The sequence below is a fragment of the Shewanella sp. DC2-4 genome, assembly GCF_013248875.1.
Lineage (GTDB): Bacteria > Pseudomonadota > Gammaproteobacteria > Enterobacterales > Shewanellaceae > Shewanella > Shewanella oncorhynchi.
In genome coordinates this window covers 4,664,617-4,691,553 of record NZ_JABRVR010000002.1, presented here as the reverse complement: position 1 = coordinate 4,691,553, position 26,937 = coordinate 4,664,617, and the positions used below count along the sequence as shown (strand labels likewise).

General features: G+C 43.6%; 21 protein-coding genes and 1 pseudogene. 12 read left to right on the top strand and 10 right to left on the bottom strand.

Features of this window, described 5'->3' with window-relative positions:
• Positions 1 to 4: 4 nt before the first annotated feature.
• The 5 genes from HQQ92_RS21265 to HQQ92_RS21245 form a co-directional block, all read right to left on the bottom strand.
• Positions 5 to 1,171, bottom strand: a complete 1,167-nt coding sequence (locus HQQ92_RS21265) for a ribonuclease T2 (protein ID WP_173248210.1) — start codon at positions 1,169 to 1,171, stop codon at positions 5 to 7.
• Positions 1,172 to 1,390: 219 nt separating this feature from the next.
• Positions 1,391 to 4,531, bottom strand: coding sequence for an efflux RND transporter permease subunit (locus HQQ92_RS21260; protein WP_173248208.1), 3,141 nt, complete (start codon positions 4,529 to 4,531; stop codon positions 1,391 to 1,393).
• A gap of 9 nt (positions 4,532 to 4,540) precedes the next feature.
• Positions 4,541 to 6,085 (bottom strand): efflux RND transporter periplasmic adaptor subunit, encoded by a 1,545-nt coding sequence (locus HQQ92_RS21255; RefSeq protein WP_173248206.1) that lies wholly within the window; start codon positions 6,083 to 6,085, stop codon positions 4,541 to 4,543.
• A 21-nt stretch (positions 6,086 to 6,106) separates the two neighbouring features.
• On the bottom strand, positions 6,107 to 6,367 hold the full coding sequence (locus tag HQQ92_RS21250; protein WP_173248204.1) for a heavy metal-binding domain-containing protein: 261 nt from the start codon (positions 6,365 to 6,367) through the stop codon (positions 6,107 to 6,109).
• Between the two features lie 277 nt (positions 6,368 to 6,644).
• A complete protein-coding gene (locus HQQ92_RS21245) occupies positions 6,645 to 7,082 on the bottom strand; it encodes a hypothetical protein (protein WP_168827238.1) in 438 nt (145 codons plus the stop codon).
• Between the two features lie 593 nt (positions 7,083 to 7,675).
• On the opposite strand from HQQ92_RS21245, the gene HQQ92_RS21240 reads away from it, so the two are divergent.
• Positions 7,676 to 8,239 carry a NapC/NirT family cytochrome c gene (locus tag HQQ92_RS21240; RefSeq protein WP_173248202.1) on the top strand — a complete coding sequence of 188 codons (564 nt, stop codon included), beginning with the start codon at positions 7,676 to 7,678 and terminating at the stop codon, positions 8,237 to 8,239.
• Positions 8,240 to 8,316: 77 nt separating this feature from the next.
• On the opposite strand, the gene HQQ92_RS21235 is transcribed toward HQQ92_RS21240, so the two are convergent.
• Positions 8,317 to 8,601: a DUF1145 domain-containing protein gene (locus HQQ92_RS21235; RefSeq protein ID WP_173248200.1), complete on the bottom strand. Its 285-nt coding sequence runs from the start codon at positions 8,599 to 8,601 to the stop codon at positions 8,317 to 8,319.
• On the bottom strand, positions 8,576 to 9,244 hold the full coding sequence (gene rsmD, locus HQQ92_RS21230) for a 16S rRNA (guanine(966)-N(2))-methyltransferase RsmD (RefSeq protein WP_173248198.1): 669 nt from the start codon (positions 9,242 to 9,244) through the stop codon (positions 8,576 to 8,578). Before rsmD ends, HQQ92_RS21235 begins: the two co-directional genes overlap by 26 nt.
• A gap of 213 nt (positions 9,245 to 9,457) precedes the next feature.
• Between rsmD and ftsY the strand changes: the two genes are divergently transcribed.
• From ftsY to HQQ92_RS21180, 10 genes are all read left to right on the top strand, one after another.
• Complete coding sequence (gene ftsY, locus HQQ92_RS21225) at positions 9,458 to 11,059, top strand: signal recognition particle-docking protein FtsY (protein WP_173248196.1); 1,602 nt, start codon at positions 9,458 to 9,460, stop codon at positions 11,057 to 11,059.
• Positions 11,060 to 11,062: 3 nt separating this feature from the next.
• A complete protein-coding gene (gene ftsE, locus HQQ92_RS21220) occupies positions 11,063 to 11,779 on the top strand; it encodes a cell division ATP-binding protein FtsE (protein ID WP_105250626.1) in 717 nt (238 codons plus the stop codon).
• Positions 11,776 to 12,741: a permease-like cell division protein FtsX gene (ftsX, locus tag HQQ92_RS21215; RefSeq protein WP_113940269.1), complete on the top strand. Its 966-nt coding sequence runs from the start codon at positions 11,776 to 11,778 to the stop codon at positions 12,739 to 12,741. The genes ftsE and ftsX overlap by 4 nt, the downstream gene beginning before the upstream one ends.
• Positions 12,742 to 12,966: 225 nt before the next feature.
• Entirely contained in the window at positions 12,967 to 13,824 is an 858-nt protein-coding gene (rpoH, locus tag HQQ92_RS21210) for an RNA polymerase sigma factor RpoH (RefSeq protein WP_006079635.1), read from the top strand.
• A 459-nt stretch (positions 13,825 to 14,283) separates the two neighbouring features.
• A complete protein-coding gene (locus HQQ92_RS21205) occupies positions 14,284 to 14,664 on the top strand; it encodes a hypothetical protein (RefSeq protein ID WP_173248194.1) in 381 nt (126 codons plus the stop codon).
• Between the two features lie 698 nt (positions 14,665 to 15,362).
• Positions 15,363 to 15,893, top strand: a complete 531-nt coding sequence (locus HQQ92_RS21200; RefSeq protein ID WP_131524791.1) for a fimbrial protein — start codon at positions 15,363 to 15,365, stop codon at positions 15,891 to 15,893.
• 68 nt (positions 15,894 to 15,961) lie between these two features.
• Positions 15,962 to 16,708: a molecular chaperone gene (locus HQQ92_RS21195; RefSeq protein ID WP_173248192.1), complete on the top strand. Its 747-nt coding sequence runs from the start codon at positions 15,962 to 15,964 to the stop codon at positions 16,706 to 16,708.
• Between the two features lie 11 nt (positions 16,709 to 16,719).
• Positions 16,720 to 19,308 (top strand): fimbria/pilus outer membrane usher protein, encoded by a 2,589-nt coding sequence (locus HQQ92_RS21190; RefSeq protein WP_254306342.1) that lies wholly within the window; start codon positions 16,720 to 16,722, stop codon positions 19,306 to 19,308.
• Between the two features lie 10 nt (positions 19,309 to 19,318).
• Complete coding sequence (locus HQQ92_RS21185) at positions 19,319 to 20,650, top strand: fimbrial protein (RefSeq protein WP_173248190.1); 1,332 nt, start codon at positions 19,319 to 19,321, stop codon at positions 20,648 to 20,650.
• A gap of 19 nt (positions 20,651 to 20,669) precedes the next feature.
• Positions 20,670 to 21,350 carry a molecular chaperone gene (locus HQQ92_RS21180; RefSeq protein ID WP_173248188.1) on the top strand — a complete coding sequence of 227 codons (681 nt, stop codon included), beginning with the start codon at positions 20,670 to 20,672 and terminating at the stop codon, positions 21,348 to 21,350.
• Positions 21,351 to 21,426: 76 nt separating this feature from the next.
• Here the strand turns inward: HQQ92_RS21180 and HQQ92_RS21175 are convergent, their stop codons facing one another.
• Positions 21,427 to 22,938: an ATP-binding protein gene (locus tag HQQ92_RS21175; RefSeq protein WP_309247082.1), complete on the bottom strand. Its 1,512-nt coding sequence runs from the start codon at positions 22,936 to 22,938 to the stop codon at positions 21,427 to 21,429.
• 61 nt (positions 22,939 to 22,999) lie between these two features.
• Between HQQ92_RS21175 and HQQ92_RS21170 the strand changes: the two are divergent.
• Positions 23,000 to 24,178: pseudogene (locus tag HQQ92_RS21170) on the top strand (IS3-like element ISSba5 family transposase).
• 3 nt (positions 24,179 to 24,181) lie between these two features.
• Here the strand turns inward: HQQ92_RS21170 and HQQ92_RS21165 are convergent.
• Both HQQ92_RS21165 and HQQ92_RS21160 read right to left on the bottom strand, forming a co-directional pair.
• Entirely contained in the window at positions 24,182 to 26,257 is a 2,076-nt protein-coding gene (locus HQQ92_RS21165; protein ID WP_254306341.1) for a transporter substrate-binding domain-containing protein, read from the bottom strand.
• Positions 26,254 to 26,880 carry a response regulator transcription factor gene (locus tag HQQ92_RS21160; RefSeq protein WP_113940277.1) on the bottom strand — a complete coding sequence of 209 codons (627 nt, stop codon included), beginning with the start codon at positions 26,878 to 26,880 and terminating at the stop codon, positions 26,254 to 26,256. The genes HQQ92_RS21165 and HQQ92_RS21160 overlap by 4 nt, the downstream gene beginning before the upstream one ends.
• Positions 26,881 to 26,937: the final 57 nt, after the last annotated feature.

Genomic DNA, 26,937 nt, shown 5'->3' with positions numbered 1-26,937 from the left:
TTGTTTAATTAGCGTTATCAATCATGATTGTTTCAGGGCAGGAGCCTTTTGAGGCCTTATTGGCTTTGGCGAGTAGGCTAGGTAAGGAGTCAGAAGTTTTAATGACTTCGGGCAAGTTAATGCGGATTTCACTTAGTAATCCCTTGCCACATTCTAGACTCATTTTAGTGTGAGCGCCTTGACCGAAGCTGCCATCAAAACTTTGGTTTAACTCACTTTTACTGACACTCTTACCTATGTTGTCATGAATAAATTTTTGTACCCATGCCGAGGCATTGACCGCTTGGGTCAGCTGGGTTGCCAATAAAAAGTACTCGTTAGGGTCTTGGCTACGGCAAGTGCCGTGTTTCCACCATTCGTGGCGTTCTAAACAGGTGCCATATTGGGCGCTTGGCATGACTTCTTCTAAATTTTTGCGCACCGATGGATTCAGTTCAAACTCCGGATAAGTACAGAAATCATTCGGTTGCAGTTTGACTGTGCTGCAATAGCCATATCGCGTGCCGCATTGTTGTTTATTCGGCCACAGTCCGTGCAGGCTGAAGTGTTGCCATTGGCTCGATTCTGGCGTTTGGCTGAGGGCGCGGCATTCGGCTTTACGGCGGCCATAGAGTTCACAAAAGGTGCTTTGCCAGCTTAATGCGAGCACGTTAGCATCGAATTCGCCACCGATTTGACATTGATTCCCTTGGCGTTTCTCTGGGGTACCATGCTCTTTAAGGCTATCTCGGCTTTTTGCTTTGATGTCCGATGCCGTGGTTGTTTGCGCCGGTTCCGCCGCCGTTGCAGGTGTTGATAAATTACTGCCAGCAACATTAGATAGATATTGACCACAATCGCCGCTGATCCAACGCATGGGAGACTTCACCGCATTGGTGCGCACTCTAAGCCAATCAGGTTTAGCGCTATTGCCGAGGATTTCAAGTACAGGGTAGCGCTCACCAATATTGCTCTGCCATTGGTCTGGGTTCGTCTGCTTATTTTTCGATTGAAATAGCTCACAGCGTTTGTCGGCAACGAATTCACCAGTTGCGGGTGCGGCAAAGGCGGGTGCTGTAATGATGAGCGCAGAGCATAAACCGAATGCAGCAAGTAACGCACGTGATGGGGTTTTAAGGGAAAGTACTTGCGGCCATATCCGGCTGATGGTTAAACAAAATGACTTGGTCATGTGATGGGATCCTTCCTGCGGCAGTGAATTGAGTCAATTCTGTGTGGCACTGAGTCAATGGTACACATAAGCGCTATAAACTTAGAGGCTTATTTTACCCAGAGTGGTGTATGGCACTGTTGCAAAATTAGATTTTTTAATCTGATTGAATGAAAAAATCCCCTCAAACTTTAATGGTTTGAGGGGATTTTTATCGGTGTTCTAGCGCCGTACACTCAATTACGCCGCGTCTTTCTTTAATTTACGCGAATAAATCAGTAGATAAAGCGCGGGTAGTACAAACAGTGACAGTAATGGGGCCGTAACCATGCCGCCGACCATAGGTGCGGCAATTTTCTGCATCACATCGTTACCCGATCCTGCACCCCACATAATGGGGAGTAGGCCGAAGAAGATGGTTGCTACTGTCATGGCTTTGGGGCGAATACGCATAACAGCACCTTCAATTAAAGCTTCTTTGAGATCGGTAACTGTATGGTAGTTATTCTTCTCTTGCCTGTGCTTAATGGCATTATTAAGGTAAATCAGCATGATTACCCCAAACTCCGCGGCAACGCCCGCCAAAGCAATCATACCGACTGCGACGGCGACTGAGATGTTGTAATCCAGTAGATACAATAGCCAAGTGCTGCCGACCAGCGCGAATGGGAGGCTGAGCATGATAATACTCGCCTGCAAAGTAGAGCCAAATGTCATCATCAACAGGATGAATATCACACCTAAGGCCATAGGGATCACTTGCTTCAGTTTTGCATCTACCCGTTGCATATATTCATACTGGCCTGCGAAGGTATAGCTGTAGCGCGGGGGCACTTTAAGTTCGGTAGTTAATGCTTGCTTTGCGGTAGTAATGTATTCGCCGATAGACGTGCCTTCAATATCGATAAACACCCAAGAGATTAAGCGACCATTTTCACTGGTGAGCATAGGTGCGCCATCGGTGATTTCGATATCCGCTAAATTTCGCAGTGGCAGGTAATTTCCCGATTTAGTGATCACAGGGAGTTCGCGTAGCTTCTCAATATTATCGCGTAGCTCACGGGGATAACGTAGGTTGATGGGATAACGCTCAGCCCCTTGTACCGATTCACCAATATCCATACCGCCAATGGCGTAACGCACTACATCTTGAATATCCTGCAATGACATACCGTAACGTGCGGCCACATCGAGTTTGGGGGTGATATCGATATAACGCCCGCCGCCACTGCGCTCGGCATAGGCCGACTTAGTGTGTGGCACTCTACTGAGGATGGCCTCTATTTCCGCCCCTAGACTTTGCAGCTCATTCACATCGGCTCCGGTGATCTTAATGCCAACGGGGGTTTTTATCCCAGTGGAGAGCATATCGATACGGGTTTTGATGGGTTGCACCCAAGCATTGGTGATACCAGGCACTTTCACCGTTTGTTGCAGTTGAGCGATGATGCCATCTAAGGTCATGCCCTCGCGCCATTCTTCATGGGGTTTAAGCATGATGGTGGTTTCGAGCATAGTTAACGGCGCGGGATCGGTCGCAGTCTCGGCGCGGCCCACTTTGCCAAATACGCGGGCGACTTCGGGGACGGTTTTGATCAAACGATCGGTTTGCTGTAACACTTCCGCGGCTTTGCCCGCACTGAGTCCCGGTAACGCGGTTGGCATATAGAGTAAATCGCCTTCTTCTAACTCGGGCATAAACTCACTGCCCATGCGCGTCATCGGATACCAAGCGCTGACTAAGGCAATCAACGCTAATGCTAAGGTGATTTTAGGAAACCTAAGTACCAGATTAAGCGATGGCTTATATAAAGCGATCAGCACGCGACTGATGGGATTTTTATGCTCACTCGGAATTTTGCCCCGAATAAAATAGCCCATTAAGACTGGCACTAATGTGATTGCTAATAATGCGGAAGCGGCCATAGCAAAGGATTTGGTATAGGCCAGCGGTGCAAATAAACGGCCTTCCTGCGCTTCGAGTGCAAACACAGGCACAAAGCTTAAGGTGATAATAATCAATGAGAAAAATAACGCAGGGCCGACTTCAATCGACGCTTCGGTGACGATCCGCCAGTGTTCTTTGGTATCGGGTTCTCGGTTGTGTTCTGTGTGAAACTGCTCCAAATGTTTGTGCAGGTTTTCAATCATCACAATTGCGCCGTCCACCACCGCGCCAATGGCAATCGCGATACCCCCAAGACTCATAATGTTGGCATTCACCCCCATCTTATTCATTACGATAAAGGCAATCAGGATTGAAAGCGGCAGGGTAATGATGGCGACTAAGGTTGAGCGTGCATGCAGTAAAAACAGCAGGCAGACCAGCCCTACGACTAACATTTCTTCGACGACCTTGCTGAACAGGTTATCAACGGATTTTAGAATGAGTTGCGATCTGTCGTAGGTGGGGATGATTTCAACCCCATCGGGTAAACCTGCTTTCAGTTCTTCAAGCTTAGCTTTTACGGCATCAATCGTGGATAAAGCATTTTCGCCGTAACGCATCACAATAATGCCGCCTACGACTTCACCTTCGCCGTCAAGTTCGGCTATACCGCGGCGTGAGGCAGGGCCTTTGCGCACGGTAGCAACATCTTTCAGTAATAAACCTGTACCAGAAGGGCTGGTGATACCAAGGGGAATTTCGCGGAAATCCTCAAGGGTTTGACGATAGCCTTTGGCGCGCACCATATACTCGGCTTCAGCCATTTCGATGACCGAGCCACCCGCTTCGCTATTAGATTTTTCTATCGCATCTTTAATGCTGGCTATATCCAGTTTATAGATCGCCATTTTGTCGGGTTCGAGTACGATCTGGTAGGTCTGCTCCATACCACCGACGGTGGCGACTTCAGACACGCCAGCCACGCTTTGTAGCTCTAATTTAAGATACCAGTCCTGCAGGCTTTTGAGTTGTGATAAATCTAAACTGCCGGAGCGATCGACCAGCGCATATTCATATACCCAACCCACACCTGAGGCATCGGGGCCAAGGGACGGTTGTACGCCCTGTGGCAATCGGCTACTGATCTGACTTAAGTATTCTAATACCCGTGAGCGCGCCCAGTAGATATCTGTGCCATCTTCAAAAATCACATAGACATAAGAATCGCCGAACATGGAATAGCCGCGTACCGTTTTGGCGCCGGGTACAGCTAACATGGCGGTAGATAAAGGGTAAGTGACTTGTTCTTCTACCAATTTAGGCGCTTGCCCTGGGTAGGAAGTTTTAATAATCACTTGCACATCCGACAGATCGGGCAGTGCATCAAGCGGCGTTTTGCGCAGCTCCTGTACGCCCCAGACAGTGATCATGATGGCAATGATCAACACCATCAATCGCTGCCTGATGGACGCCTCAATAATATATTTCAACATAACGCGCTCCTAGTGCTGATGACCGCTGCTTAAACGCATTAAGCTGCCCTTGAGACTGGCTTCAGAGTCGAGTAAAAATTGCCCTGAGATCACCACGCGCTCGCCTTCGGTTAAGCCCGAGACAATTTCTGCCTTACCTTGACTCATCATGCCGACGGTCACGACTTTAGCGGCAAAACTATTGTCGTCTTGTTTGACTATCACGCGATTCTCTTTACCCGTTTGGATTAAGGCTTCCTGTGGGATTACTAGCGTGTCTTTATTGGGGCCGCCAAAAAGCGAGACCTTGGCGAGGGTTTTAGGTCTAAGGGAAACATGGGTGTTATTGAGCACAACACGCACTCGCAAGCTACGCGTGACAGGATCAAGTTCCGGATAGATATAATCTATAGTGCCTTTTATCCCGCTTAAGTTCATGGCGGGCACAGCCACTTCAGCCTGTTGGCCTTTGACTATCCAGCTTTGTTCATTTTCAAACACATCGGCTATGACCCATACCTTAGAGAGATCGACTAACGACATTACTTCGGTGGATGGCTCAATATACATACCATCGCGGATAGACAGTGTTTCGACTACACCATCCTGTTGTGCATAAAAGGGTACCCGATATTGGGTTTGGCGCGAGTCGGCTAATTGCTTGATTTGTTGCTCGGTAAATCCTAAAAATGACAGTCTTAAGCCTGCTCTACGAACAAGATCCTGATATCTCTGATTGCCTGCTGTTTTGGCGGTATCTAAGGCAAGCAGATAATCATCCTGAGCATTGACTAAATCCGGTGAATAGATTTCATAGAGTAGCTGCCCTTTTTTGACTGTGTCTCCCATGGACTTAACCATCAGTTTTTCAACCCAACCCGTTACTCGCGCATGGATATGCGTTATTTGGCTTTCATCGTAATCCACTTGTCCAACGGTCTCGACAAATTTCCATAGCGTATCGCGCTCAACTTTAGCGACTTTTATGGCTAGTGCTTGCTGCATGCTGCCGGAAACATTGATATTGATTTCTTGGGTATTGCCGCCCGTTTCGACTTTTTCTAAGTTCATACCACAGATAGGGCATGTACCGGGTACATCGCTGATGATGTGGGCATGCATAGGGCAAATGTATTTAGTTGTTGTTTCTTCGCTGGTTTTTTTAACAAGATTGTTAGCCTTAGGGGTTGGTGTGTCGAACACTTGGCTTGCCGCTTTCGTGGTCGAGGTGTGCGCATGTTCTGTCGCTAAGTGATCTGTATGTTGATGTTCAGCATGTGGATCTGCTGAATTGGTATCGGTACCTTCCTTTTCAACTAAAAACATATTGCACTTAGGGCAGCGACCGGGCTCATGGCTGAGCACTTCGGGATGCATAGGGCAAGTGTAGGTTTTTACTTGATTTAACGGATTATTTTTAGGCGCTGTTGCAGAATTTACTGCAGCTTCGGTCGCCACGGGCTGTTGTGTGCTCGCCAGTTGGGCATGGCTCAACCAAGGCGTACCTAAGAGTAAGCTACTCAAGATCAGTACGGCTTTAGGGGTCTGCTTTTTTACGGTTTTAAATGAATTCATATGCCTCATCTCCAGCCTAGCTTAGTGGTGTTTGTGGGCGTTTTTTGCCGCACCTTCAGCTGGTTTTGCTTCTACCGCCTTTGGCTCTAAGTTCATACCACATTGAGGGCAAGTATCCTCTTTGCTGCCAGTCACTTCAGGGTGCATAGGGCAAACATGGGTATGGGTTTGTTCCTGTGGATTGGCATTGTCGTGTTGATGTGCGTGCGGCGCGGCCGTCGCAAACACGTTTGTGCTGGTCAGCAAGAATGCGATTAAGGCGAGATTAGTTAGTGTTTTCATATTATTCACTCCATCGGATTAACGGCCGAATACGAGCGCATAAACGTCAGTGAGCACAGTGGATCAAAGCGGTTCGCTTCGATAGACGTATTGATGCCACAATTTGGCATTCGGCTCAGTAATCAACGTTCTGCTAGACTCGGGTGCACGATTTAATGATAAGGCACCACAATAAACGGCTAAATAGGGCGTTAGCTTAGGGCTAACAGCATTGTCGTTTTAGCTTGGTCGTTTGGCTTTTTTAAGGGTTTATTTGCCCAATAAGCACAAAGTAGAGCTAGGCTATCGGTGGTTTAAAGGCCGAAGACAAAGAGATAGAGTGGAAATGAGGCATAGGAGTGGCCATTGCAGTATCGCTCATGCTCACACTTGGCCAGAGGTGTGGGCTGAATAGAGTGCCAGCGACTGAAATCGTCAAACAATGACCACAATCATTTGAACATGATGTGGTGCCATCACAGCAATGCTGTTTCGCGCCGGGAAGCATTTTATCGTTGCAGCAATCCGCGTTGGCCATTGAATGTGAGTCAGAACTGTTCTCTGTGTCCATCTGCATCATTGTAGCGTGGTGCATTTGGGAGGAAACCTCATGATTCATCGCACTCATATCCATAGTGTGTGGCACCATGGCGTGACCATTAGACACGACACTTTGCCCGACGAGTGCGAGTAGAGTGAATATGACTAAAAAATAACGACCGAGTGTGTGATGCATAAGTCTTCCAAATGATGAACGGCTCGATTCTAGCATAGCAATGTTTAGCTGTAATGATTTAACTCACACTTCAGTTAACGCCTCAATTCAAATATCTAATTAATCTAAATTAGCAAATAGAATTTCTGACTCGAAGTTTTGTCTTCAACGGGCTTATCATGAATATGACTGCGTATTCTAAGAGACTCAAATTGATCGTAGAAAGTTTCATTTCGAACAGTATTATTCGGCTTACCTGCGTTTTACCATTTATTTCTGCTTCACTCTCAAGGTGCAATAAACATTGGCGCGATCACATTTCTGTTTTCTAGAAAATAAATTTCTAGTTCTAGATTATCAAGGGGGAGCCTAACTATAAAAAAAATCGGTAACTTGCGATTATCGGGTGATTGCATTAGCTTTAGTTAAAGTGCATCACAGTTCAGCTAGCGGTTTTTACCAAATGACGTCCAAATAGTTAGAGCTAAGTCTCATTTTGCGCTTTTAAGGTTAATTTAATCAGCAAATTTCGGCTTAAAATCAAATTTCTAATAAATGAAAGAGCATAAACTAGTCTTATAAAAACTAATTTTGACAATTTTGGAGATAGAGTGATGAACTGGCGTGCACTATTTAAACCTAGCGCGAAATATTCAATCCTGGCGCTACTGGTCGTCGGTATTGTAGTGGGTGTTGTGGGATACTTTACCACTCAACAAACATTACACGCGACCAGTACAGATGAGTTCTGTATGTCTTGCCATAGCAATCATTCGCTGAAGGATGAAGTGTTGGCTTCTGCTCATGGCGGCGGCAAAGCGGGGATTACGGTTCAGTGTCAAGACTGTCACTTACCCCATGGTCCAGTCGATTATTTGATCAAAAAAATCATCGTATCTAAAGATTTATATGGTTTCATGACAATTGATGGCTTTAACACTCAAGCTTGGTTAGATGAAAATCGTAAAGAACAAGCGGATAAAGCGCTGAATTATTTCCGTGCGAACGATTCTGCTAACTGTCAGCATTGCCACACTCGTATTTATGAGAATCAGCCAGAAACTATGAGTAAAATGGCTGTAAGAATGCACTCAAATAACTTAAAGAAAGAACCTGACGCGAGAAAGACCTGTGTTGACTGCCATAAAGGCGTAGCACACCCATATCCAAAAGGATAAGGTTTAGCGTTCAGTTTCTTAATTGATAACCATTAAAAAGCCCTCAATAGAGGGCTTTTTGCTGTCTGTGTGCTTGGTTAATTCGCTTGAGTCATCACCCGTTGCCGATAAGCTAACAGGCTGAAAATTCCGAAGATAAACACTTGTAGATAATCTTGTTGCGTTAATGGTAGCAAGGTCTTAAACAGCATGTGAAAGATAGCGACTTGGAAACAATGCATCATGCAGGTAATGGCAAACAGGATATTTAAAGTAATCGCCACATTGCCTTCAAAGGGGATGACTAAGTTGTAGGCCATCATCAACCATGCAATCAGAGTGATGGCTTTACCTAAGTTAATTAATAAGGGCATGGTTTTCATCTTCGATGTGCTCAACAGTGGTTTCTGAGTGATATTGATATAAACGGTAGCTCACTTGCCCTGCATTCTTTTCTTTTAAGGCGTGCCAGCGAGAAGGGATAGCAAGTTGCGTCAATTCAGACTCGATTTCGACATAAATCAGCGCACCATCATTGAGCCAACCTTGAGTATCGAGCAGTTGAATCGTCTTTTCTGCCAATCCCTTACGAAAGGGTGGATCGATAAACACCACATCGAAACCTTGCTCGCAGCCCCTTTGCAGTACCACTAACGTATCAGCATTGAGCACTTCGGCCTTATCGCATTTAAGGGTTTGCAGATTTTCTTTTAATTGCAGGGCTGCGCCGCGTTGCAACTCGATAATTTTGGCGAAACTGGCATAGCGGGACAAGGCTTCGAGAGCTAAAGCGCCGCTACCGCCAAAACAGTCGAGTACACGTGCATTGACTAAATCATTCGCCAGCCAGTTAAAGAGTGTTTCGCGAACCCTGTCTGTCGTTGGGCGTAAACCTTCGAGATCTTGGATAGGTAGACGACGCGAGCGCCATTGGCCTGCGATGATCCGCACTTGTCCACTGCCGGGTTTATTTTTGGCTGTTTGACCCTTGGTCACATTATTTTTGACCGTTCGATGATTAACCAAAGTGCCCCCGTGATTTTGCCTGAAGAAAGAAAGTGGTAGACTGTGCCACCTTAATAAAGGCCGCTATTTTATATCAAAGTCTCACTAAAAGGTGAGAAGGCTAACTGAGCTTAGCTAATTGCCGACTTTTTGGGCGTAATTGCCGAGGCAATCTGGTATAACATCAGGGTCTTATTCAAAATTCAATACTGAAGTAGAGCGCTGGAATCACACATGGCAAAGAAAGGTTTTTTCTCTTGGTTTCGTAAAGATAAGTCACAAGATGAGGTCGTCGCTGAAACGCCAGTTGTTACTCCAACACAAGATAGTGATGCAGCACAGCGTGTCGCGCAGGAACAAGTAGAGACACAAGGGGTCATCGAGGCCGAAGCTCATGCTGAAAAACAGGCAGCAGAACAGTTAGCGGCCGAACAAACACAGGCAAAAGCCGAAGCCGAGCAATTCGCCCTTGAGCATGCCCGAATTGAATCGTTGCATTTTGCTAATCAGCAAGCTGAAGCGACACGTTTGGCTGCAGAACAACTTAGTGCAGAAAAGCATGCTGCAGAGAAGTTAGCCGAAGCACAGTTAGAAGCAGAACAACGCATCGCAGAACAATTGGCAGCACAGCAGTTAGCGGTTGAGCAAGCCGCCGCAGAGCAATTAGCTCAAGCAGAGGCGGCGCGTGTAGTTGCCGCTCAGTTAGAAGCAGAATTACTCGCAGCGGAACTTGCCCGCTTGGCCGCCGAACAGAATGCCGCTGAAGCCTTAGCGGCAGAACAACTCGCTGGCGAAGCACTAGTACGTGAGCAAGCAGAGGCTTTAGTCCAGCAACAAGCTGAAACTGAGCAAGCTGTTGTAGCAGTTGCTGAATTGCAACCTGAGCCGCAGGCTAGACCCGTTAAGGAAGGGCTCTTTGCTCGCCTGAAACGTGGCTTAATGCGTACCAGCGAGAATATTGGCAGTGGTTTTATCGGCCTATTTCGCGGCAAGAAAATCGATGACGATCTGTTTGAAGAACTCGAAGAACAATTATTAATCGCCGACGTTGGTGTCGAAACCACTACGCGATTAATCAAGAATTTGACAGAGCATGCCTCACGTAAGCAGCTTAAAGATGCCGAAGCTTTATATGAATTGCTGCGGGATGAGTTGCAAAAAACACTCGATCCCGTCGCTATCCCGTTAGTACCAGACAATGCTAATGGCCCATTTGTTATCTTAATGGTTGGCGTTAATGGCGTGGGTAAAACTACCACTATTGGTAAATTGGCCAAACAATATCAGAGCCAAGGTAAGTCAGTCATGTTAGCCGCGGGTGATACCTTCCGTGCTGCAGCGGTTGAGCAGCTACAGGTTTGGGGTCAACGTAATGATATTACAGTGATTGCCCAGCATACAGGTGCTGATAGTGCCTCTGTGTTGTTCGATGCTTTACAAGCGGCCAAGGCGCGTAAAGTGGATGTATTAATTGCCGACACTGCTGGTCGTTTACAGAATAAAGCGCACTTGATGGAAGAATTGAAGAAAGTCGTGCGAGTGATGAAGAAACTCGACCCAGATACGCCACATGAGGTCATGCTGACATTAGATGCGAGCACAGGGCAAAACGCGATTAGCCAAGCACAATTATTCCAGGAAGCCGTAGGTGTAACGGGTATTACCATCAGTAAGTTAGATGGAACGGCTAAGGGCGGCGTGGTCTTTGCGATTGCTGATAAGTTTAATATTCCGATCCGTTACATAGGTGTGGGTGAGCAAATTGACGATTTGCGTACCTTCAATTCGAAAGAATTTATCGATGCCTTGTTCACTCAAGAAAAAGCGGATAGCTAATTTATGATTGATTTTCAGCAGGTCAGTAAGATTTATCCTGGCGGCCAAATGGCGCTGGAGGATGTGAATTTTCATCTACAGCAAGGTGAAATGGCATTTTTAACCGGCCACTCGGGGGCGGGTAAAAGTACGCTGTTGAAATTAATCACGGTAATCGAGCGGGCAACAACGGGGCGCGTCGCGATTAACGGTCACGATATCGCCAAAGTCAGCCCTAAACATGTACCTTATTTGCGCCGCAATATCGGGATGATTTTCCAGAACCATCATCTATTGATGGACCGAAGTGTGTTCGACAATGTGGCTTTACCACTGGTGATTGAGGGATTCTCACACGGTGAAATCCGTAAGCGTGTTGCGGGTGCCCTCGACATGGTGGGTTTATATGGCAAGGAGCGGCATAACCCGATTATGTTGTCCGGCGGTGAGCAGCAACGTGTTGGCATTGCCCGTGCGATAGTGAACAAGCCGCCCTTACTGCTCGCCGATGAGCCTACGGGTAACTTAGATCCTAAATTATCTATGGATATTTTGCGTCTGTTTGAAACCTTTAATGATGCGGGAACCAGCGTATTAATCGCCACCCATGATTTAGGTCTTATCGCACGAATGAAATATCGCACTTTTACCCTCAAACAGGGCCGTATGTTAGGTGCACAAGAGTTGCATCCTAATGTGCACACTCGCAGTGCACCGACGAATAGAGGTGAAGGGCAATGAGCGATAGCGCAAAATTAACTCGCAGCAAGCTGCCTCTGTCTGGTCGGATTGTGATGTTTTTTATTCGCCATGCGCAGCAAGCAATGGCGAGCATGGGAGAGCTCTGGCGCAACCCAATATCCTCTGTGATGACCATGGCTGTCTTAGGTGTGAGCCTAAGTTTGCCTGCAGCATTGCAAGTGTTAGTTAAAAATGCCGAGACCATTACCAGTTCCTGGAACAGCGCGGCAGAGATCTCCTTGTTTATCGACGATAATCGTAGTGAACAAACGATTCAGAGTCTGCTGACGCGCATTCGGACATATCCCGAAGTGGATAAAGTGCAATATATTGATAAAAATCAAGCGCTAGAAGAATTTCAACGCTTATCTGGGTTTGGTGAGGCCTTGGCCTATTTAGATAAAAATCCTTTGCCCGCGGTCATTACCGTTACGCCTACGCCGCGTTACTCAACACCAGTGGGCGCCCGTGAACTCTTAACTAAACTAGAGCGCGAGCCTGAGATTAGCTTTGGCCGTTTAGATATCGAATGGTTAGAACGGTTACAGGCGGTAGTGCGTCTACTCGAACGTACTGTGATGGCGATTGCCGCGTTACTCGTGCTGGCCGTGGTCTTAGTGATAGGTAATACGATTCGCTTAGCGATTATGAATCGGCGCAGCGAAATTGAAGTGATGAAGCTAGTCGGAGCAACTGAAGCTTTTATCCAGCGCCCATTTCTCTACACAGGGATTTGGTACGGAGTCATTGGCGGCATATTGGCTTGGCTTATCATCAACTTATTAGTGTGGTATCTCGATTCCGCCCTTGCCGAACTTTTAGGCTTGTATGGTAGTCAGCTTGAAATGAAATCACTCACTTTTATTGAACTGCTGCAATTGGTTGGACTTGCCTCATTTTTAGGTTGGTTAGGTTCGTATTTGTCTGTACGCCAGCATTTACGGTCGATTGAACCTTCATAATAATCAGTCGATTAAACTAAAAAAAGTGACGAAAAAAATGCTGAGTAATGAACTTTTGTTCACTTGCAATGTCTACTTCAGCGAGGTAAAAAGGGTATCTGCAAACGAGCTGAGGTTGACATACTCTGTCAATTAGCCGATAGTTCGTGAGCTTATTCTTAGGGTATTTTGTTGTTGAACCTAAGAATGCACTCGTTAAGTAGTCTGATAAATGTAGGAGAGCGAATGACCTTTCAAACGCAATCAATGGCACTGACAGTCCCACAGGGCGCCAGTAGTCTAGAAGCTTATATCCATTCAGTGACTAGCATCAGCATGCTGGACGCTGAGGCTGAGTATGAGTTAGCCAAGCGTTTACAGGAAACTGGTGATCTACAAGCTGCGAAGCAACTGATTATGTCGCACTTACGTTTTGTAGTGCACGTTGCTAAAGGCTATTCAGGCTATGGTTTGCCACAGGCAGACCTGATCCAAGAAGGCAACATAGGCTTGATGAAAGCGGTTAAACGCTTCGATCCCGATGTTGGCGTGCGTCTAGTGTCTTTTGCTGTGCACTGGATCAAAGCTGAAATTCATGAATATGTGCTGAAAAACTGGCGCATTGTTAAAGTCGCGACCACTAAAGCACAACGTAAGTTGTTCTTTAATATCCGTAAAGCGAAAAAACGCTTAGGTTGGTTCAGCGATGCAGAAGTCACTATGGTGGCTGAAAATTTAGGTGTGTCTAAGGCCGATGTGACCGAAATGGAATCACGTATGGCAGCGCAAGATCCGGCATTTGATTTAACCAATGATCAAGACGAGGAGCATGATTTTGCCCCCGTCCATTATTTGGAAGATCATTCATCGGATTTAGCGGAAAATATTGAAAACGACAACTGGGAATCGAATGCTCAAGGTCGTTTATTATCGGCCATCAAAACCCTAGATGAACGTAGCCAGCATATTCTGCGCGCTCGTTGGTTAGATGACGATAAAACCACACTGCAAGAACTTGCAGAGACTTATCAAGTGTCGGCCGAACGTATTCGCCAACTTGAGAAAAATGCCATGAACAAGCTAAAAGCTTGTATGGAAGCCTAAGTTGCGTCACGTGTAAAGTGATTTTAACTTAGCCATAAAAAAACCTGCTGCGGCAGGTTTTTTTTTATGGGAGAAAGAATAGATTTAATCGCGCCATTTAAAGTGAATTTCGCTACAGATATACAACTCAATCGTATTGAAACGTACGCGACTATGGCTGATTTCACCACGAGACATCGGATTTATCCTACATTTAGAGCCGTTATAAATAGTTAATATATCGCTAACTTTTGAGCCTCAATTCGAAAGTTATTTTCGATGCTTATTATCGAACGGTTTGTTCCTCCGCATTTTGAGTATCGCCTTAAGCAAAGTTGATATGGATATTGAGCACGGAAGATTTGGTCGGGTAGCGATGGATTATGTACCAAGGAAAGCATTTAAGTTAGAAGGGATACCCGCCAATTTACGATAGATACTCATTATGCGTTTTTTTAATGCTTACAAAGGTGGGAAGTTATGTTCTCAATGATCACTAAGTTAGCCCTATCATCAGAATCTGGTTGGGGTACTGCATTTCGTGTCAATGGGGGCGTCGAAGTATGTCAGCAGAGCTTGTTTTGGTTAGTTTGCAAGGGTATCGCTTTTGAACGCGAGGACTTAAAGCTTAGTTATGTATTGGGAGCTGAGGTCATTCTATGCCAATTTGAGACGAGAGTTTTAATTGAGTTGCTTAAAAAAAATAACATTCATTATTTTCAAGACGATAGCCAAGTGCGATGGTTGCTGCCCCGTAATGTATCAACAATCTTCTATGCGCAGTGGAAGAATAGTATAGCGGTTGATCTTAACCAAACCTGTGCTGACTACTTTTTTTTTAAATGCTTATTCTTGCCATGACATTTTTATATGAATGAGTAGTGTTTTAAGCTAGATAAGTGTGATTAGTTAGTTATAAATTTTTAATCTATTAATAAGTACATTTATTGCCAGTAAATATACTTCAGAACATCCATTCTTGGTCGATAGTTAGGAGGTGTCCTACAAATCGAAATGGGTGATGAGATGTTAAAGGTATCGTTATTCGGCGTAACTACAGTCATGTTGAGCGCGGTGATAAGCTGTAACGTGATAGCAAAAACTGAGTTTAAAACTCTTTCTTTTCAAGGTGAGATAGCAGAACCAAGTTGCTACTCCGATCTATCTACCATTTCTTGTTATGACCAGAATCTCAATCAATTTATCTCTCAGACTATAACTCCCCAAGTGTATGCAAATTCTATAGATAGCGACAAAATACTTGTTATATCAACTCAGTTCAAACAAATTAATAATCTAGTTTTTAGCCGAAAAAATGAGAATGAAGTTATTCTTGCTCTTCATTATAATTGATTCACAATTTTGCCATTAATAATGGCGATTTCATTTTTTGAAATCGCTTTTTAATGTTTATCTTTAGTATATTTATTGTCAGAAATTTCCTACAAGATCGCAAGTCTAGTCCTATATGTAATTGTTAGTGTTGTTGCTATTGTGTGCTCAGCTTCGATGAGCCATAACCTTAATATTTCCATATAGTAACAACAGTAGGATGTCTGATGAAAAAATTAACGCTATCTATTTTAGTTTTAGGTGCATTGTTTGGTACTAGTGTTCAAGCGAATAATACTATTACTTTTTTGGGTGAAGTATCGGACCAAACTTGTGAAGTGGCGATTAACGGAAATGCGGCTAATCCCAGTGTCTTGCTACCAACAGTTTCTACGGCTCAACTTGCCACTGCAGGCTCAGTTGCTGGTGAAACACCTTTTACCATTTCAGTCAGTGGTTGTACTGTCAATGCAACGCAAGCTTTACCTATTAAAACCGTATTTTTGGGTAACAATATCACAACCGCAGGTAACTTAGGCAATACTGGTACGGCAACAAATGTAGCATTACAGCTTCTTGATTCAGTTGGTGGAACGAGTATCAATTTAACAGCAGGAAGTGCTGTTGATGGATTAAATGTTGCTGCAGGTGCAGACTCTGCCTCCCATGATTTTGCTGTGCAGTATATTTCTGAAACTGGTAGTGCAACAGCAGGTCGTGTGATTAGCTCTGTCCAATATGCAGTTTCTTATCTTTAATATACGATAAATTATGATTATTCGCTCACCCAGCCCATGGGTGAGCGCTGCTGCTTTTTGGGGCTTCTATGATTTTTTCTAGCTTACTTCTTCGTTTAATATTTTTGACTCTACTCATGATCGGTTTTTCAGTTAATGCGAGTGTGGTCATGACCAATACGCGAGTCATTTATCCTAGTGATGCTAAAGAGCGCAGTGTTCAGTTAACAAATAACGATGCTTTTCCAAATGTTGTTCAGGTCTGGACTGATATTAATAACCCAGAGTCGGCACCTGAGTATGCTGATGGCCCATTTTTGGCCTTACCCGCTATTTTTAGAATAGAGCCTAAGCGAGGGCAGTTAATTCGCTTAATTTATAGCGGCGGTGAGCTGCCAAAAGACCGTGAGAGTGTGTTTTATCTTAATTTTCTACAGATACCTCCATTATCGAAAGAAAATGCTGGTGAAAATCAGATGCTAGTGATGCTCAAAAATAGAGTGAAAATATTTTATCGGCCTGTAGAGATTGAATCTAATCCAGATGATGTGGCAAAAGAGATTGCCTTTGATGTTCAGTATGCTGATGCTGGAATTCACCTTGATGTGAAAAATAATGCGGCTTTTTTTGCCTCTTTTGTTGAGGCAAAAATTAAGTCGGGAAAACAAGAGCTAATCATCCCTATTACTATGCTTGAACCTAAGTCTAATCAGTTGATAGACATTCAGAATAAGCAGTTTGTCATCACATATCCAATGACGATTGAATTCACTTTAGTAAATGATTACGGCGGATTTGTAAAAAGTGAATATGTTATTGCATCTGCACATCATTGATAAGATTGGTTATGAAAAAATCCATGCGTTTGATGAGCCAAATTTACTCTTTACTGCTATTGATTGGTGTGATCTTTTGCATGTCTTCATCGTTGAGGGCCGATGACTTACAGGATTTCACATTTGATGACAGCCTATTACTTGGTGGTGGTTATGGCGATAGTTATCTTTCTCGCTTTAACTCGATTGCAGAAACTATTCCAGGTCAATACCAAGTTGATATCTATATAAATGGTACTTACTTAAATAGGGAAATTATTAATTTTGTTAAGGTTGGCTCCCAAGGAGTTGTGCCTTGTCTCGACCTTAATTTCTGGAACAAGTCGAATGTAACTGCAATATACATAAACGAAGATGCATTATTGCAGGCTGAATGTGCCGCCCCTGATACTGTGGTCAAGGGGGTATCGACGCAATTTGATGCCGAGAAATTAAGATTAGGGCTTGCGATCCCACAAGCTTATTTACGGCAGATTCCGCGTGGCTATGTTGATCCTTCATCTTGGAGCGAGGGAGAAAATGCTGGATTTATCAGTTACAACAGTAACTACTATCAAACTAATAGCCGCAGTGCTGGTAGCGATATGCGTGTCATTTATACGGGCCTTAATTCAGGTGTCAATTTAGGATTATGGCGCCTGAGAAATCAATCGAGTTATCAGTACAACGATGTTGGCCAAAATACTCAAGAAAGTTTTAATTCTATTAGAACTTATATCACCAGAGCCTTGCCGGATATGCAGAGCGAACTCTTGTTTGGTGATGCCTACACTCGAGGAAATATTTTCGGTAGTTTAGCTTTTACCGGCGTACAGTTGCTGACTGATAATCGTATGTTACCAGAATCCCAGCGTGGTTATGCACCTGTCGTCAGAGGACTCGCTAACTCAACCGCCAGCGTAGTGATTAAGCAAAATGGTGTGAGTATTTATCAAACCACAGTAGCGGCGGGGCCTTTTGTTATTAATGACTTATTTCCCACAAGTTATGAGGGGGATTTATTAGTTGAAATTAGTGAAGCTGATGGGAAGGTCTCTAGTTTTACTGTGCCATTCAGTGCTGTGCCTGGCTCGTTGCGTGAAGGAAGTTTCCAGTACGGGTTATCATTTGGTGAAGTAGATCAAGCAGAGTCTGGTGGGTACTTTGTAGATTTAATTTCTGAATATGGTTTGAGTAATATGCTGACGCTAAATAGCGGTGGGCGTGTCGGAGATGATTATTTTGCTTTGAGTCTAGGGACTGTATTAGGTACAGAATGGGGGGCTCTGGGGTTAACCGCAGTACATTCTATGTCTCGTATTTCTCAGTCTTCAGTATTAAATGAGTGGAAAAATGGCTGGCGCGTTGGACTTAATTATAGCCATTCGTTCGATTCGGGGACATCAGTGGCACTTGCTGGATATCACTACTCTACAGAGTCATTTCGGGAGTTGAATGATGTTTTAGGTTTGAGGAGGGCATTGGAGAGTGGGAATATTTTTGAATCTGAGACCTACCGTCAGCGGTCTGAAATGAGTTTGAGTGTGAATCAGAGTTTAGATGACTTTGGCTTTGTGTATTTGAGTGGTTCTAAACGTCAATACCGTGATGGGCGCGATGATGACGATCAACTACAGTTCGGTTATACGGTGGGTATTGGTCGTGTGAATATAGGGCTCACTTTTTCACGTCAATATACCAGTCAAGTTCCGCTACAGAATGGGTTTGGTGGTCAGCTATTAACTGAAATGAGCGGTTATTCCTCTGATAGGGTGAAGGAAGATCTCGTGAGTCTCACCGTGTCCATTCCATTTGGTAGTCGCCAGTCAAACATGCTTAGCAGTGGGTTTAGTCACTCATCTAGGGGTAATGAACAGTATAATCTAGGACTCGCAGGCACTGTGGACGATGATAATACTTGGACATATGGCCTGAATGCTTCACTACAGCGGCAGGATAGTTCGAGTGAAAGTGTCAGCGTCAATACGCAAAAGCGTTTTAGCCAAGCGACTTTATCGGGTAACTATTCGATTTCTGATACTTATCAGCAGGTTGGCGCTGGGTTGAGTGGTGCAGCAGTGGTGCATTCTGGCGGCGTAACATTAAGCCAAAACCTCAGTGATACTTTTGCGATTGTTCAAGCTGAGGGAGCTTCTGGCGCAAAAGTGACTAATAATTGGGGTACTGAGATTGATGACTTGGGATATGCAATTATCCCATCTTTGACGCCTTATCGCACAAATAGTGTCACGCTTGATACGGGATCTATGTTAAGTGGTACAGAACTTATCGAGACACAACAGCAAGTTGCGCCCTATGCTGGCTCTATCGTTAAGATGAAATTCGAGACTAGACACGGGATAGCCGTCGTCTTCATGACTCAGCAAGCCAACGGCGGCGTTATTCCTATTGGCGCCGAAGTCGTGGACGAAGATGGCCTAGTATTGGGCATGGTTGGACAGGCTGGTATGGCTTATGTCAGAGCTTCTAAACCGAGTGGTCAGTTGACCGTTAATTGGGGAAATAAACCCGATCAGCAATGTCACTTTGACTATACCCTCGAAAGCAGTCGTGATAACACTTTATTAAGAATGCCTGCGCTATGTGAGCGGGTTAATTGAGATAAAAACTATGATTGAGTTCAACCTAGGTCGGCTGTTGGCAGTGGTATCTTTTGTGTTTGCCACTTTAGTTAGTGGTCAAGCTATGGCGACTTGCTACCGTATATCGACGACTACAACAGATCCGGCAAATTTTTATTATGTCTCACCTGCGTATGGTAAAACAGCTATATGGTCTGGTGGTTACGATGCTAATAGGGGCATACTTAATCTGCCTATCATCAATGTTACCGATGAAAGTTTTCAACCCAATGGCACGTTATTGGGATCGAGTGTTGCGCCCTTCAGTACCTATGGACAGACTGGCGGGTATGATCCTGAACAGGTACTTTTTCGTTGCGATGCGGCGGATGAGCACCAACTAAATGAGATCTACTCAGTAAACGCAGATAATGCTTATGGCGGCATGTACGAAGATGGTGTGGCTTATGGTATTAACAAAGGTTATGCCACTTACCATCGAAATGTTGTGCTCAGGGTTAAGAATAATGCCACGGGTCAGTATTTTTCGCGCCTATGGCAATATCGGCCGCTGCGGGGTTTAGACCGTGATGCTCAGGGAAGAATATTAGTGAAGGCGAAAAACTTTACTGATGTCACGATAGAGCTGTTCCAGATTGGCAATATCAGAGGTGTGACTGAGTCTATCGCATACAGTTATAATCAACCTGCAGCTTATATTGCTTTTGGTGGGCCTGGCCTTGCCTATCCTACGGAAGGGGTTGACCATATTAGTCATTATCCAGGCTGGTATGCGAATTGGCCTGGGAATATCAGCTTATATCAACAGTTGTATACGCGAAGGGCTGGAGGTTGTGCGGTAATGAATGTCACACCTTATGTGTTGTTCCCCACTGTGACTATCGCGGAATTAAACAGCGGCGTTACCCGAGAAGCTGACATCCAGATTAATTATCGTTGCCAACAGAAAGCCAATATTAATGGCCCCGCAGTTAATGCGAATGCTATCGCCTTTAAGATTGAGAGTAATAATTACCAGATAGCGAGACAGTTGGGGTTTGCGACTCAGGATGCTGTGACATATCTAGTCAGTAACGGCTATGGTACTAATACGGTTGCTAATGGTGTGGGGGTAAAGCTACAACGCAATGATGGTGTGATTCAACCCTTTTTAAATTTTGATAATAGAACCAGCTTAGACTCACAATATAATGCATGGAAAGACGGTTGGCGGCCATTACAGGGGAATCGGACTGGTATTGTCGGTACGAGTTATCAATATATGGATAATTACAGAGTTGTTTTTGGTAAGTTGCCAGGAATGAGTCCAACGGCAGGAAAATTTTATGCAAAAGCGGAAGTGCTTATTCGGGTTCAGTAGTTTAGTTTTATGGCTCCTAATGTTGCAAACCGCTCTGGCTGGCGTAGTCGCCGATCGTAGTCGAATTATTTTTGCGGCTTCCGATCGGGAGCAAGGGTTGTCACTGGTGAATATTAATGACTACCCTGTGATGGTGCAACTGTGGGTGGATGACGGCGATCCAGACTCTGGCCCTGAAACGGCAAATGCGCCAATTTTGCCCTATCCTGGCTTGTTGCAAATTGCCCCAAAGGAGCGCAAGCACATAAATCTGCTTAATATTGCGGAGCAGGAACCTGAAAAACAAGAACAGTTATACTGGCTGAATGTATACGAAGTTCCACCCACCCCCGCCAAAAATATTGATGAAACTGAGGGGCAACTGTTGATTGTCGCTTTACGTACTCAAATGAAGGTTTTTGTGCGGCCCAATAAGCTCGCTATTGATGTTTTAGACTTAGCAAAGTGGCAGTCATTTATATTGAAAGACAATATGTTATCAATAGAGAATAAGTCACCTTACTATGTGACCTATCAGAACCTCAGTTTGAGTTTTAAAGGGAGGGATTATGCTATTTTTCAAGGAATGCTAGCTCCTTACTCCGCAGAAACTGTGACTATCACTGAGAGCGAGTTAATCGATCAGCTTGGGCTTATCCTAAAGGCCGAGTACATAGACGATGAGGGGAATGCTCAGCCGCTTGCTTTGACAGTGAATTGAACATAAGGCTCTGTTTACAACAGGGCCTTATGTATATGCATTTATACAGCGTGACTTGAAGCTATGGGCTTCGGCATTATTTTGAGGCTGTTTGGGTATAAGAGATCACTTCTGCCTCGAGTGAAGCAATAGCCTGAGATACGGCTTCAACATAAGCATTCAACTGCTGATGGCTCGCATTTTCCAGCATTTCACAGGCAGACATAAGCTTCTGTGCATCGATAATTCTCGCAGCACCTTTGATCTTATGGGCGAGATCTTTGATGGTACTCAAATCATTATTTTCGAGGGCTACATACAGGGACTGCAAGTCGCTTTGATTGCTTTTAAGGAGTTCTTTAAGCAATTTATCGACTAACTCTGCATTATTTCCTGTGAGTTTTTCTACTGCGTCAGCGGCAAAATGTGTGGCGGTTATGGTGATTTTCTCTGGGGTAAACCGTTTAATCATACTTTCTAGCTCCATTAGGCTGATGGGTTTGAATAAACAGTCATCCATCCCTGCAGTTAAACAGGCATCCTTGGCTTCTTTTTGGGCATTAGCGGTATAGCCGATGACGATAGCATGCGTGTGACGTTTGTGTTCGAGTTGGCGAATTTTCTGACAGAGTTCATAACCGTTCATTTCTGGCATATTACAATCGGTGATCACCACAGGGTACTGTTTACTTTCGAACATGTTTAAGGCAATTAAGCCATTTTCTGCTTCATCAACACTATGGCCTAAATATTTAAGCTGCTGGGCTAATAGCAAGCGATTCGCAGGGTGATCGTCAACAATTAAGATATCGAGGGGATTACTCACATGCGATTCTGGAATGGGTTGTGAAGGGTTATGGATTGCTTCGGCTTCAAGCTGGGTGAGGGTTAATTGCATGCTGATCTGAGTTCCTTGATGCAATTTACTTTCAAGGGTTAAACTCCCACCCATCATTTCGCACAGAGAGCGGCTAATCATGAGCCCAAGCCCTGTACCACCATGGGTTGTGTGGGTCCCTTGTGCTTGGCTGAAAGGGGTAAATAGTTTCTGTTGGTCCTCCCCCGAGATGCCAATTCCTGTATCCGTGACAGTAAATAGAATCGTGTGGGTTGTATTGGTGAAACTTTCTGATTGAATTTTCACTTTTACTCCGCCGCTGTCAGTAAATTTAATGGCGTTGCCAATTAAATTTGACAGTATTTGTTTAATCCTCATAGGGTCAACGAGTACATCATTCGCAATAACAGGATCGAAATCCAACTGTAAAGTGATTCCTTTTTGCCTTGCTAGTCCATCAAACACTCTCACGACAGAGGTTGCAATTGTCTTAAGATTGGTTCTCATGGGCGAAAGTGACAGCTGACCCGCTTCAATACGAGCAATATCTAAAATATCACCAATAAGTTCAAGTAAGTCATTAGCGGAATCATAGGCAACTTTAATTGAATTTAAATCAAACTGTTGTGAATTTGTACGTTTTAGTACCAGTTCTAACATTCCTATGATGGCATTCATTGGCGTACGGATTTCATGACTCATAGTTGCTAAGAAAGTACTCTTTGCTTGGCTTGCACTGTCCGCAGCTTCCTTAGCATTGTAGTGGCACACTAATTTTGGCCACCTAAATAGAGGTGATATTATTACCTCGTAGATGACTTTAGGTGAAAACATGAGATCGACAACCAGAAAAACATTTAGTGCTGAATTCAAACTTGAAGCAGCCCAATTAGTCCTCGATAAAAACCATAGCATCATCGAAGCTGCAAAGGCGATGAACGTAGGTAAGTCCACTATGGATAAATGGGTGAGACAGTTAAAACTAGAACGCCAGGGTGGCACACCAAAAGCATCTCCGATTACCCCTGAACAAATTGAAATCCGTGAGCTGAAGAAGCAAATAGCTCGTCTTGAGGAGCACAATCTTATCCTAAAAAAGGCTACCGCTCTCTTGATGTCAGACTCGATGAACAATTTACGCTAATCAGCGCACTCAAGCAGAGCCACTCTATTCTCACAATTTGTAATGCATTCAAAGTGCATCGAAGTAGCTATAAGTATTGGCTAAAAAGAAAAGAACATATTGATACAGACTTTACTATTTTATGCAGTGAAGTGAAGGCCGCACATCGTATTAGTCATGGCTCTGCCGGTGCGCGAACGATAGCGCAATTAGTGACTAACAAAGGGATTGGTCTCAGTCGTTATCGAGCCCGTAATCTAATGAAAAAAACTTGGGTTATTAAGCTGTCAGCAGCCTAAGCATTCTTATAGGAAAGCGACACAAGAGCATGTTGCAATCCCCAATACGCTTAATCGACAGTTTGCAGTAACTCAACCAGATCAAGTGTGGTGTGGCGACGTGACGTATGTTTGGGTCGGTAATCGCTGGGCCTATCTAGCCGTTGTTTTAGACTTATTTTCCCGCAAACCTGTTGGATGGGCTTTGTCATTATCACCAGATAGTGCGCTGACCTGTAAAGCTTTGAAAATGGCATTTGAGTTAAGGGGTAAGCCTGAGAATGTGATATATCACAGCGATCAAGGTTCGCATTACACAAGCTTGAAATTCAGACAATTAATATGGCGTCTTCAGATTGAGCAAAGTATGAGTCGCCGCGGGAATTGTTGGGATAACGCACCAATGGAGCGTTTCTTTAGAAGTTTGAAATCTGAGTGGATACCTGCCAGTGGTTATGGGAATTTTACAGAAGCAGATAAAGAGATCACAAATTACATCACTGGATATTACAGTGAGACCAGACCCCATCAATATAATGGTGGGTTAACGCCAAATGAGTCAGAACGTTTATATTGGAATGACTCTAAAACCGTGGCCAATTTTACTTGACCACTACACATATTCTAATTCTTCAATAAGCTTGACTCTATCGCTGACATCTATCCAACCACCAATAATCCCTTCTATATTGCCAGCTTCATCGCCATAGGATTTAAACCAATGATAAATATTATATTTATGTCCATTTATATGAAGTTCTCTATCCTTAAATACGGCAAGACCATCCTCTAAGGCTTGCACATATTCTTTATCTACAATAGGAGCCTCTTTAGAGCGACTGGCTCCTTCCATTGTGGTCTTATATAGCAAATCTTCGCGTGAGGCGTTGAAAGTATTAAGGTAACTCTCGTTACACATAGTCAGTTCACGCCGCTTATTTCTTACATAAATAGGATGAGGTATGGCATCAACAATGGACTGCATAAATTGCAGTTGTTGATTAAGTTCTTTTTTGGCTAATAGCCGCTTGCGATAATGAGTTCGAGTGTAAAGAGCCCAAATAATTGAGACTAAAATCATGATCGTTGAGGCAATCACAATAGTGTAAATAGTGTACTTATAATCCTTCCAGCTTTGGCGTGCAGGCAGGGCATTACGGCGCCAGCGATTTTCTGCCATTTGTAATTCATCAGGAGGAATAACAGTTAATGTTTTATTAAGTATACTCTTAAGTAGTTTATTTGAACTCGCCATTCCGAATGCCACAGACGCTCTTGGCATTTCATCTATGATCTTACTTACTTCTAAAGTATCGCTGAAATAACTATTTACATAGAAGTCGGCTAAAGCCAGTGGTACAATAGTGGTATTTGTTGCACCAGTCGCTATATCATTCAATGCCTCAAGATAATTGTCAGCGATTATAATGTCTGCATTAGGATTTATTTTTCTGAGCATGTTATCATTAAAAGTACCATCGGGAACAACTATAGCGTTAATATCTAGGTCTTGTGCATTTTTCTGTGTTACAAAAACATAAGGTGAATTTGAGAATTCTTTAGTAAAAATAATATTTTTATTAAGATCTTCACTCGGTGAGAATATTGTCATCATAGCTTTATGATTGAGGACGGAACTAATCTGTTCTGAAAACCTATTGTTAACAATATAGTCAAACTTTAGCCCTGAATACATTTGTATTAGTTCCAAAACCTCAATGCCAAACCCTTCAGCGTTATGTGTATCGTCAAGGTATGTTAGCGGTGCCGCATACTTATTAATTGCCACTGTTATTTTAGGGTTTTTTTGTAGCCAAGCCGTCTCATCTGCTGTAAAACTGGGGAGTTCTGAGGTAAAAGGAATGGTGCTTCCACCGCCACTCCAGCGTTTTCTAATCAACTTTCTTTGTTCGAGTGAAATATTACTAATAGATTTATTAATTATATCTATTAAGGCCTTATTTTGTTCTGTTGTAGCAAAGGCGCTGCCATAGGAGTTTAGAGACAAGTGAGTGTCTAATTTAAGTTTTCCAGAGAAGTTGTTGTTTATTAAATAGTTGGCGGAGACTTGGTCGACTATCACAGCATCAACTTGCCGAAATGCAGCTGCAGCAACGGCCGCCTGTCTAGAGGAAAATTTGAGTAATTTTCTATTTGGATAAATATCTGTTATCGCTTCATCTGGTAAGTACTCATAGGCCATAGACATTGACTTGATTTGTTCATTATCACCTAAGTTAGCATTTCTGAATATAGAAGGCTTATCAACAGTATAAGGTGTACTTAGTAGCAGACCGTGCATTTGTTCAAATTTATTTGCTGTAGTAATTAGATCTACTTCTCCATTGAGCGCTGCGGTAATTGTTTTTTCCCGAGATGTATAACGTTTTATATTGACTTCAATGTTGAGCATATTAGCAATAATATGTATATAGTCAGCACTAATTCCTTTATAAAATTCTTGTTCACCATTTACTGTCATGTCAAATGGTGGATAGTCAGGCGACGATATGCCAATATTCAGCAATCTATATTTTTTAAGTGTATCAATCTCTTCTAATGATAGCTGGATAGGCAATGCAGCCTTCTCTTGATAGCCGACCAAATGATAATGGGTAAATTTACTTTCATGTGCTAGTGAATAAATTGAATTCAGACTCAATATAAGAATGAAAATAACATTTCTCATATTAAGTTTTGCCTCTTTGCTATTTCAATTATATCTACCAAATTTTTTGCATTTAGTTTATCAAGTAGTCTAGTTTTATATGTGCTAATGGTTTTGTTACTTAACAGCATACGCTCGGCTATTTCTTTATTAGATAAGCCGACTGCTAGCTGCTGCAATACCACCATTTCTCGAGTTGAAAGCTTTTTTACGAGTTCGGCCTCGTCCTGACTCGATTTAGCAATCATGTTGTTATTGCTTATAATCGGAAAATAGGAGTGGCCTGTGAGAATTGCTCTAAGCGCGCCAGTGACTTCATTCATGTCCTTTTGTTTAGAGACAAAACCTGAAGCTCCGGCTTGAATACAACGGGAAACAAAGTGATCAGATGGTTGTGCCGTCAAGACTAAAATTGGCGGGCTCTTTACGAGTTTTCTTGACCTTTCTATCACTTCTAATCCATCTAATTGGGGGATGCCAATATCGAGAATAACAGCATCGGGTGAGAGTTCTTTAATAAGTTTTAATGCATCAACACCATTATTGGTTTCTGCTATCACTTCAAAGCCACTTTGTTCTAAAATGATTTTTAGTGCTAAAACAACAACTGGATGATCATCTACTATTAATATTTTTCTTTTCATTCATGTAACTCCATAACTATTGAGTACAGATTTTATCCTTTGTAAGTCGCTACAGTG

Bases quoted from the DNA above. Each gene is read 5' to 3' on its own strand.
- HQQ92_RS21265 (WP_173248210.1), bottom strand. From the start codon at position 1,171: ATGACCAAGTCATTTTGTTTAACCATCAGCCGGATATGGCCGCAAGTA.
- HQQ92_RS21260 (WP_173248208.1), bottom strand. From the start codon at position 4,531: ATGTTGAAATATATTATTGAGGCGTCCATCAGGCAGCGATTGATGGTG.
- HQQ92_RS21255 (WP_173248206.1), bottom strand. From the start codon at position 6,085: ATGAATTCATTTAAAACCGTAAAAAAGCAGACCCCTAAAGCCGTACTG.
- HQQ92_RS21250 (WP_173248204.1), bottom strand. From the start codon at position 6,367: ATGAAAACACTAACTAATCTCGCCTTAATCGCATTCTTGCTGACCAGC.
- HQQ92_RS21245 (WP_168827238.1), bottom strand. From the start codon at position 7,082: ATGCATCACACACTCGGTCGTTATTTTTTAGTCATATTCACTCTACTC.
- HQQ92_RS21240 (WP_173248202.1), top strand. From the start codon at position 7,676: ATGAACTGGCGTGCACTATTTAAACCTAGCGCGAAATATTCAATCCTG.
- HQQ92_RS21235 (WP_173248200.1), bottom strand. From the start codon at position 8,601: ATGAAAACCATGCCCTTATTAATTAACTTAGGTAAAGCCATCACTCTG.
- ftsY (WP_173248196.1), top strand. From the start codon at position 9,458: ATGGCAAAGAAAGGTTTTTTCTCTTGGTTTCGTAAAGATAAGTCACAA.
- ftsE (WP_105250626.1), top strand. From the start codon at position 11,063: ATGATTGATTTTCAGCAGGTCAGTAAGATTTATCCTGGCGGCCAAATG.
- ftsX (WP_113940269.1), top strand. From the start codon at position 11,776: ATGAGCGATAGCGCAAAATTAACTCGCAGCAAGCTGCCTCTGTCTGGT.
- rpoH (WP_006079635.1), top strand. From the start codon at position 12,967: ATGACCTTTCAAACGCAATCAATGGCACTGACAGTCCCACAGGGCGCC.
- HQQ92_RS21205 (WP_173248194.1), top strand. From the start codon at position 14,284: ATGTTCTCAATGATCACTAAGTTAGCCCTATCATCAGAATCTGGTTGG.
- HQQ92_RS21200 (WP_131524791.1), top strand. From the start codon at position 15,363: ATGAAAAAATTAACGCTATCTATTTTAGTTTTAGGTGCATTGTTTGGT.
- HQQ92_RS21195 (WP_173248192.1), top strand. From the start codon at position 15,962: ATGATTTTTTCTAGCTTACTTCTTCGTTTAATATTTTTGACTCTACTC.
- HQQ92_RS21190 (WP_254306342.1), top strand. From the start codon at position 16,720: ATGAAAAAATCCATGCGTTTGATGAGCCAAATTTACTCTTTACTGCTA.
- HQQ92_RS21185 (WP_173248190.1), top strand. From the start codon at position 19,319: ATGATTGAGTTCAACCTAGGTCGGCTGTTGGCAGTGGTATCTTTTGTG.
- HQQ92_RS21180 (WP_173248188.1), top strand. From the start codon at position 20,670: ATGTTGCAAACCGCTCTGGCTGGCGTAGTCGCCGATCGTAGTCGAATT.
- HQQ92_RS21165 (WP_254306341.1), bottom strand. From the start codon at position 26,257: ATGAGAAATGTTATTTTCATTCTTATATTGAGTCTGAATTCAATTTAT.
- HQQ92_RS21160 (WP_113940277.1), bottom strand. From the start codon at position 26,880: ATGAAAAGAAAAATATTAATAGTAGATGATCATCCAGTTGTTGTTTTA.